General features: G+C 61.6%; 8 protein-coding genes. 2 read left to right on the top strand and 6 right to left on the bottom strand.

Features of this window, described 5'->3' with window-relative positions:
• Both HX830_RS27945 and HX830_RS27950 read right to left on the bottom strand, forming a co-directional pair.
• The gene (locus HX830_RS27945; RefSeq protein WP_152736534.1) at positions 1 to 594 is read right to left on the bottom strand and encodes a hypothetical protein; all 594 of its coding nucleotides are present in this window, start codon (positions 592 to 594) and stop codon (positions 1 to 3) included.
• Positions 560 to 1,306 (bottom strand): SURF1 family protein, encoded by a 747-nt coding sequence (locus HX830_RS27950; RefSeq protein ID WP_152736535.1) that lies wholly within the window; start codon positions 1,304 to 1,306, stop codon positions 560 to 562. The genes HX830_RS27945 and HX830_RS27950 overlap by 35 nt, the downstream gene beginning before the upstream one ends.
• Before the next feature lie 71 nt (positions 1,307 to 1,377).
• On the opposite strand from HX830_RS27950, the gene HX830_RS27955 reads away from it, so the two are divergent.
• Positions 1,378 to 1,581: a twin transmembrane helix small protein gene (locus HX830_RS27955; RefSeq protein WP_100939991.1), complete on the top strand. Its 204-nt coding sequence runs from the start codon at positions 1,378 to 1,380 to the stop codon at positions 1,579 to 1,581.
• 20 nt (positions 1,582 to 1,601) lie between these two features.
• On the opposite strand, the gene HX830_RS27960 is transcribed toward HX830_RS27955, so the two are convergent.
• From HX830_RS27960 to coxB, 4 genes are all read right to left on the bottom strand, one after another.
• On the bottom strand, positions 1,602 to 2,492 hold the full coding sequence (locus HX830_RS27960) for a cytochrome c oxidase subunit 3 (RefSeq protein WP_103496255.1): 891 nt from the start codon (positions 2,490 to 2,492) through the stop codon (positions 1,602 to 1,604).
• Between the two features lie 33 nt (positions 2,493 to 2,525).
• On the bottom strand, positions 2,526 to 3,074 hold the full coding sequence (locus HX830_RS27965) for a cytochrome c oxidase assembly protein (protein WP_103496254.1): 549 nt from the start codon (positions 3,072 to 3,074) through the stop codon (positions 2,526 to 2,528).
• Positions 3,075 to 3,077: 3 nt separating this feature from the next.
• On the bottom strand, positions 3,078 to 4,676 hold the full coding sequence (gene ctaD / locus HX830_RS27970; RefSeq protein ID WP_100939988.1) for a cytochrome c oxidase subunit I: 1,599 nt from the start codon (positions 4,674 to 4,676) through the stop codon (positions 3,078 to 3,080).
• Positions 4,677 to 4,758: 82 nt separating this feature from the next.
• Positions 4,759 to 5,889, bottom strand: a complete 1,131-nt coding sequence (gene coxB / locus HX830_RS27975; RefSeq protein ID WP_152736538.1) for a cytochrome c oxidase subunit II — start codon at positions 5,887 to 5,889, stop codon at positions 4,759 to 4,761.
• A 372-nt stretch (positions 5,890 to 6,261) separates the two neighbouring features.
• Between coxB and HX830_RS27980 the strand changes: the two genes are divergently transcribed.
• On the top strand, positions 6,262 to 6,912 hold the full coding sequence (locus HX830_RS27980) for a hypothetical protein (protein ID WP_177103917.1): 651 nt from the start codon (positions 6,262 to 6,264) through the stop codon (positions 6,910 to 6,912).
• The last annotated feature ends 56 nt before the right edge of the window (positions 6,913 to 6,968 follow it).

Consider the following 6,968-nt stretch of genomic DNA (forward strand, 5'->3'; position numbering starts at 1 on the left):
TCATCCGATATTCGACAGTTTCAACAGTTGCACCAGGTCGTTGAGCAGGTCCTTGCCGTTGACCCCCGCGTCATAACGCAGCACCAGGTTGCCGTGGGGATCGACGATCCACAGTTGCGCCGCGCCGTTGCCCTTGGCCGCCCGGTTGTAGGCCGCAAGATCCAGCGGGTAGCGTTGCAACTGCGGGTATTCGCGCTTGAGCTTGGCGTCGTAGAACGTCTCCAGGGGTTGCGCCGTCGCCAGGGCATGGCTGGCCCGGGAAGCATCGCGGCCCAGGGCGATCTGGATCTGCCGCGCCAGGTAGACCAGTTGCTGGCAGTCCGCGGCACAATCCCCCGGCGCGGTCACCAGCATCTGCCAGCGCTGCTCGTCGGTCTGCACGCCCAGGTCGGCACGGCTTTCACCGTTGCCGATCAACTCGCCGTGATAACTGCGGCTCTCCGGCACCCAGAACTGCAACTTGTACATCCCGGTGGCGAGGACCATCGGGCCGATCACCACCAACAGGATCATGATCAGTTGCCAGCGACCGCGGGCACGCCGTGGCGGGGTCGGGGCTTCAGCTGTGTTCAGTGGATTCATGGCCGCTCCCATGGTGTTTCTCCCTTGCGTTATGCCATCCGAGGTAGAGATAAAGGCCGAACAGCGCCAGTGCCATGGCGAACCACTGCACGGCATAGGCCACATGTTTTTCCGGCCCCATGCCTTCGGAGACCACCGGCCAGCCGGCCTCATAGGCCGCCGGGCCGGACTCCTGGCGCAGTTCGTAGTTGAAACCTGTGCGTCCCAGCTCCGCCCAGAGCTTGTCCGGGTCGATCGCGGTCACCAGCCGTGGCCAGCTCGCATTGGCCGGGTCGCTGCCCAGTTGGAAGGTCGCGCCAGGCGAGACATACACCCAGGCGCCGATTTCCAGCCGCTGCGCAGGGGTGCTGAACACCGGCGGCGTGCGCCGATCCGGCCAGGGCAACCAGCCCCGGTTGACCAGCAACCACAGGCCGCTGGCCTCGTCGTGGAACGGCTGCAACAGCTCGACGCCGACCCGGTCGTCGCGCATGCGGTTATCCAGCAGGTAACTGTGTTCGGCGTCGAACTGCCCGCTCAATCGCACCCGCCGAAAGGCCGGATCGGTCATGGCTTTCAACTGGTCGCCCGCCACCGGTTCGGAAGTGCGACGCTGGGCATGGTTCTCCAGCAGCACGCGTTTCTGCTCGCTGCGACTCAGCTGCCAGAACCCCAGGCAGACCAGCAACGGCAGCAGCACAAGCACCACCAGGGTCGGCGCGATGCCGGGCTGGAAGCGCCTCATGACCGCGCTCCTGCGGCCGTTATTCGACTCGCTATACTCAATTGCATGCGCATCTCCCCCGGAGTCTCACCATGTTGAAAGCGGCGATTGTCCTGATGCTGTTGGCCACGGTGGCCAGCCTGTTCAGCGGCCTGTTCTTCCTGGTGAAGGACGACGCGCACTCCAAGCGCCTGGTCCATGCCCTCACCGTGCGGGTCGGGCTTGCCGTGATCACCCTGGCCTTGATCACCTGGGGCTTTTTCAGCGGCCAACTGGTGTCCTCGGCGCCCTGGTAGGAACCCGCGCCCCGCAAGGCTCAAAGTACGTAGACGAAGACGAACAGGCCGATCCAGACCACGTCGACGAAGTGCCAATACCAACTGGCCGCTTCAAAACCGAATTGATGCTCGGCATTGAAGTGCCCGCGCATGACCCGCATCAGCATCACGAACAGGATCAGGGTGCCGATGGTCACGTGGGCACCGTGGAAACCGGTGAGCATGAAGAAGGTCGCGCCGTAGATGCCCGAGCCCAGGGTCAGCCCCAGCTCGTGATAGGCATGCATGTATTCCTTGGCCTGGAAGCTCAGGAACGCGATCCCCAGCAGCACGGTGATCGCCAGCCAGATCTTCAGCGCGCCGCGATGGCCGTTCTTCAGGGCATGGTGGGCGATGGTCACGGTGACGCTGGAACTGACCAGCAACACGGTATTGAGCAGCGGCAAGCCCCAGGGACTGATGGTTTCCCTGGGGCCGGGAAAGAGCTTCGGATCGGGGTTGTTCAGCAAGGGCCAGGCATTCTGGAAGTTCGGCCACAACAGGTGGGCGATCCCTTTCGCGCCACCGTCACCGGCCAGCCAGGGCACCGACAGATTGCGCACATAGAACAGCGCGCCGAAGAAGGCGATAAAGAACATCACCTCGGAAAAGATGAACCAGCTCATGCCCCAGCGGAACGAGCGGTCCATCTGCGGGCTGTAGAGCCCGGCGCGACTTTCCTTGATCACCGTGCCGAACCAGCCGAAAAGCATATAGGCCAGCAGCAGTCCGCCGACGAAGAAAATCAGCGGGCCGTGGGAATCCGGGCGCGCCGCCTTCAGGTCGTTGAACCAGGTGCCCAGACCGAACATCGTGGTCAGCATGCCCGCCGTGGCAATGATCGGCCACTTGCTCTGGGCCGGTACGTAGTAATGCTCATGAATCGCCATTTATTGTTCTCCTTATCGGGCACGCCAAATGTCCTAGCCGCCCGTACCCGCCACGGGCGGATTGCGGGCGGTGATGTCGAACAGCGTGTAGCCCAGTGTCAGTTGCTTCACATCCTTGGGCATGTCGCGGTCAACGATGAAACGTACCGGCATCTCGATGCGCTGCCCGGGCTGCAGGGTCTGCTGGGTGAAGCAGAAGCATTCGGTCTTGTGGAAATACACCGCCGCATTCGCCGGGGCGATGCTCGGGATGGCCTGGGCCTTCATCACATGGTCGGTGGGGTTGTAGGCCACGAAGAGCATCTCGTTGACGGCACCGGGGTGCACGGTCAACTGGTTGGCCTTGGGATAGAACTCCCAGACCATGTCGACGGCATTGGTCGAGAGAAACTGCACGCCGATCTTGCGTGACAGGTCGACCACCTGCTCACCTTCATACTGCCCGGCGGTCTTGCCGTTGATCCCGAAGGCCTTGCACATCACGTCGTAGAGCGGCACCAGGGCAAAACCGAAGGCGAACATCGCTACCACCACCAACAACAGGCGTGTGACCAGGCGCTTGAGCGAGATCGAGTCGGCCATGATCTATTTCACTTCCGGCGGCGTGGTGAAGGTGTGGTACGGCGCCGGTGACGGAATGCTCCACTCCAGGCCTTCCGCGCCATCCCAGGGCTTGGCCGGGGCCGGCGGGCCGCTGCGGATGCACTTGATGACGATAAACAGGAACAGCAGCTGGGTGACCCCGAACATGAAGCCACCGATCGAGGAGACCATGTTGAAGTTGGCGAACTGCAGGTTGTAGTCCGGCACCCGCCGTGGCATCCCCGCAAGGCCCACGAAATGCATCGGGAAGAAGGTCAGGTTCATGCCGATGAACGACAGCCAGAAGTGCAGCTTGCCGAGGGTTTCGTCGTACATGTGGCCGGTCCACTTCGGCAGCCAGTAGTAGGTGGACGCGAAGATCCCGAAGATCGCCCCCGGCACCAGCACGTAGTGGAAATGCGCCACCACGAAATAGGTGCCGTGGTACTGGAAGTCCGCCGGCGCCATCGCCAGCATCAGCCCCGAGAAGCCGCCGATGCTGAACAGGATGACAAAGGCCACCGCAAACAGCATGGGCGTCTCGAAGGTCAGCGAACCTTGCCACATGGTGCTGACCCAGTTGAACACCTTCACCCCGGTCGGCACCGCGATCAACATGGTCGCGTACATGTAGAACAGCTCGCCGACCAGGGGAATGCCGACCACGAACATATGGTGGCCCCAGACGATGAACGAGAGGAAGGCGATGCTCGCCGTGGCGTAGACCATCGAGGTGTAGCCGAACAGCGGCTTGCGGGAAAACGCCGGGATGATCGCACTGACCGCGCCGAACGCCGGCAGGATCATGATGTACACCTCGGGGTGGCCGAAGAACCAGAACACGTGCTGGAACAGCACCGGATCGCCGCCACCGGCGGCGCTGAAGAAGCTGGTGCCAAAATGGATATCCATCAGCATCATGGTCACCACACCCGCCAGCACCGGCATCACCGCGATCAGCAGGAACGCGGTGATCAGCCAGGTCCAGACGAACAGCGGCATCTTCATCAGGGTCATGCCCGGCGCACGCAGGTTGAGAATGGTCGAGATCACGTTGATCGCGCCCATGATCGAACTGATGCCCATCATGTGGATGGCGAAGATAAAGAAGGTCACGCTTTCGGGCGCGTAGGTGGTCGACAGCGGCGCATAGAAGGTCCAGCCGAAGTTCGGCCCGCCGCCGGGCATGAACAGGGTCGAGACCATCAGCGAGAAGGCCGCCGGCAACAGCCAGAAGCTGAAGTTGTTCATCCGCGGCAAGGCCATGTCCGGCGCGCCGATCATCAGCGGGATCATCCAGTTGGCCAGGCCGACGAAGGCCGGCATCACCGCGCCGAAGACCATCACCAGGCCGTGCATGGTGGTCATCTGGTTGAAGAACGCCGGCTCGACAATGTGCAGCCCCGGCTGGAACAACTCGGCGCGGATCACCATGGCGAAGGAGCCGCCGAGCAGGAACATGGCGAAACTGAACCACAGGTACAGCGTGCCGATATCCTTGTGGTTGGTGGTCAGCACCCAGCGCATCAGGCCCTTGGCGGGACCGTGGGCGGCGTGCTCATCGTGGCCGCCATGGCCATGGTCATCGATCACTGCACTCATGTCCTGTCTCCTGCAAACGGGGGAACGGCTTGGCCCGGGAGCCTCGGCTCCGACCGGTTCAGCGAACACGCGACGGAGCTGTTCATTTACTGCCCTCCGCCTGTTTCAGCGCCAGGACTTCCTTGGGCGTGACCATGTCGCCCTTGTTGTTGCCCCAGGCATTACGCTCGTAGGTCACGACGGCGGCGATATCGACTTCCGACAACTGTTTGCCGAAGGCCGCCATGGCCGTGCCCGGCTTGCCGAAGAACACCCGGTGCAGGTGGTCCTCCTTGGGACCGGTGGCGATTTTCGAGCCCTTGAGTGACGGGAACATCGGCGGCAGGCCCTGGCCCTCGGCCTGGTGACAGGCCACGCAGGTGGTGTGGTAGACCTTGTCGCCGCGCTCCTTGAGCTCGTCGAGGGTCCACTCCTTGCTGGTCAGTTCCTTGAGCTTGGCGGACTCGGCCTTGCGATCGGCCAGCCAGCTGTCGTAGTCGGCCTTGGTGCGGACATCGACCACCACCGGCATGAAACCGTGGTCCTTGCCGCACAGTTCGGAACATTGCCCGCGGTAGAGGCCGGGCTTGTCGATCCGGGTCCAGGCTTCGTTGAAGAACCCCGGAATGGCATCGCGCTTGACCGCCAGGGCCGGCACCCACCAGGAATGGATCACGTCGGCGGAGGTCACCAGGAAACGCACCTTGGCGCCCACCGGCAAGACCAGCGGCTGGTCGACTTCCAGCAGGTAGTTTTCGCCCTTGGGCGCCTGGTTATGCATCTGTTCGGCGGGGGTGGACAGGTTGCTGAAGAACTCGACATCCTGGCCCAGGTATTTGTAGTGCCATTTCCACTGATAGCCGGTGATCTGGATATCGACGTCCGACTCACTGGTGTCGTACATCTTGATCAGCGTGGCGGTCGCGGGAATCGCCATGACCACCAGGATCAGCAAGGGCACGATGGTCCAGAGGATTTCCACGGTGGTGCTTTCATGGAACTTGGCCGCCACCTGGCCAGTGGAGCGTCGGTGCATGATCATCGACCAGAACATCGCACCGAACACGATGATGCCGATCACCACACAGATCCAGAAAATGGTCATGTGCAGATCGAAGATCTCGTGACTGACTTCCGTCGCTCCAGGCGTCATATTCACGGTCCAGGCGGCATGCGCCTGACTGAATATCGACCACAACAGGAGGCCCATCCAGACTCGTGGATGTCGCATCATTGCGGGTTCCCCTTATCGTTCTTGTTATCCCGCCGGCTTTCACCTGCGGCCAAGGGAATGGTCGTACTGCGTAAGCGGACCATTCGGCCGGGCCTGCAACAGCTGCCGGGCGTCAACAGCTAACTCCCTACGAAATCGAGTATAGACAGCGACCGGGACAGCGCCATGCGATCTGGGAAATGAACTGAAGACGACTTTGCATCAGGCTGGAGGCCACGAATTACCTGGGGCAGAGCAGAAATGACGGCAAACCGATATAACCCACGCATATAAGCATGAAATAATTATTACAAATGCGTCTGAACATCTTTTATAACCCAGCTACTTTGTACTCTCCCTATTTTCCCTTTGCCGTCCCCCCCTGGAGTTTTCATGAACACCGCCGCATTGCGCGAGCAGATTCAACGTGCCCATCAACACGAGGCCGGTAGTGGCCAGTTGACGCGTCAACTTGAAGTTCAATTGCCGCACCTTCACCCCGCTATTCAACTGCCGGATGTTGACGCCAAAGGCGTGCTGACCCGGTTTGTCAAAGCCTATATCGACCTGGTTCCCGATTTGCTGGATGCGGCCAATGAGGTGGCGCGCGAAGCCGGCATCGAATCGCAGATCAAGCCGGTGCTGACTATCGCCGAGCAGTTTTTCCTGCAACCCCCGGCGATCCTGGACGGCCATGTCGGGCTCGACGGCCTGCTGGACGAAGCCTATCTGGCGCATCGCCTGGTGGAGGAGGTCAACGACCTGTACATCAAGCATTTCGGCCAGCCGCTGATTCCCTCGGACATTACCGTGGCCAACCTGATCGCCCACCAGTTGATCGGCGAGACATTCGCCAACCAGCTGGATGAAGCGGTGCATCACGCGGTCGATGAGATGCTCAACGAAGAAAGTTTTGCCCTGGAGTCGGTGGAAACCTATCGCGAGCGCCTGCACAGCCCGGACACCGAGGCGGCGTGGAAGCGCTGGCCGTGCCTGTCACGCCAATTGGGCGTGGGGCTGGAGCTGGAGCAGCCGGGCGCTTGAACCGACAACGCAATTGATCGCAAGCGAACGCGATCCGCTGCCGACGCGCGCTCCTA

The organism is Pseudomonas gingeri (assembly GCF_013385425.1).
Lineage (GTDB): Bacteria > Pseudomonadota > Gammaproteobacteria > Pseudomonadales > Pseudomonadaceae > Aquipseudomonas > Aquipseudomonas gingeri_D.

What these genes read in the sequence shown, in the direction of transcription:
- HX830_RS27945 (WP_152736534.1), bottom strand. Translation starts at nt 594, where the DNA reads ATGGGAGCGGCCATGAATCCACTGAACACAGCTGAAGCCCCGACCCCG.
- HX830_RS27950 (WP_152736535.1), bottom strand. Translation starts at nt 1,306, where the DNA reads ATGAGGCGCTTCCAGCCCGGCATCGCGCCGACCCTGGTGGTGCTTGTG.
- HX830_RS27955 (WP_100939991.1), top strand. Translation starts at nt 1,378, where the DNA reads ATGTTGAAAGCGGCGATTGTCCTGATGCTGTTGGCCACGGTGGCCAGC.
- HX830_RS27960 (WP_103496255.1), bottom strand. Translation starts at nt 2,492, where the DNA reads ATGGCGATTCATGAGCATTACTACGTACCGGCCCAGAGCAAGTGGCCG.
- HX830_RS27965 (WP_103496254.1), bottom strand. Translation starts at nt 3,074, where the DNA reads ATGGCCGACTCGATCTCGCTCAAGCGCCTGGTCACACGCCTGTTGTTG.
- ctaD (WP_100939988.1), bottom strand. Translation starts at nt 4,676, where the DNA reads ATGAGTGCAGTGATCGATGACCATGGCCATGGCGGCCACGATGAGCAC.
- coxB (WP_152736538.1), bottom strand. Translation starts at nt 5,889, where the DNA reads ATGATGCGACATCCACGAGTCTGGATGGGCCTCCTGTTGTGGTCGATA.
- HX830_RS27980 (WP_177103917.1), top strand. Translation starts at nt 6,262, where the DNA reads ATGAACACCGCCGCATTGCGCGAGCAGATTCAACGTGCCCATCAACAC.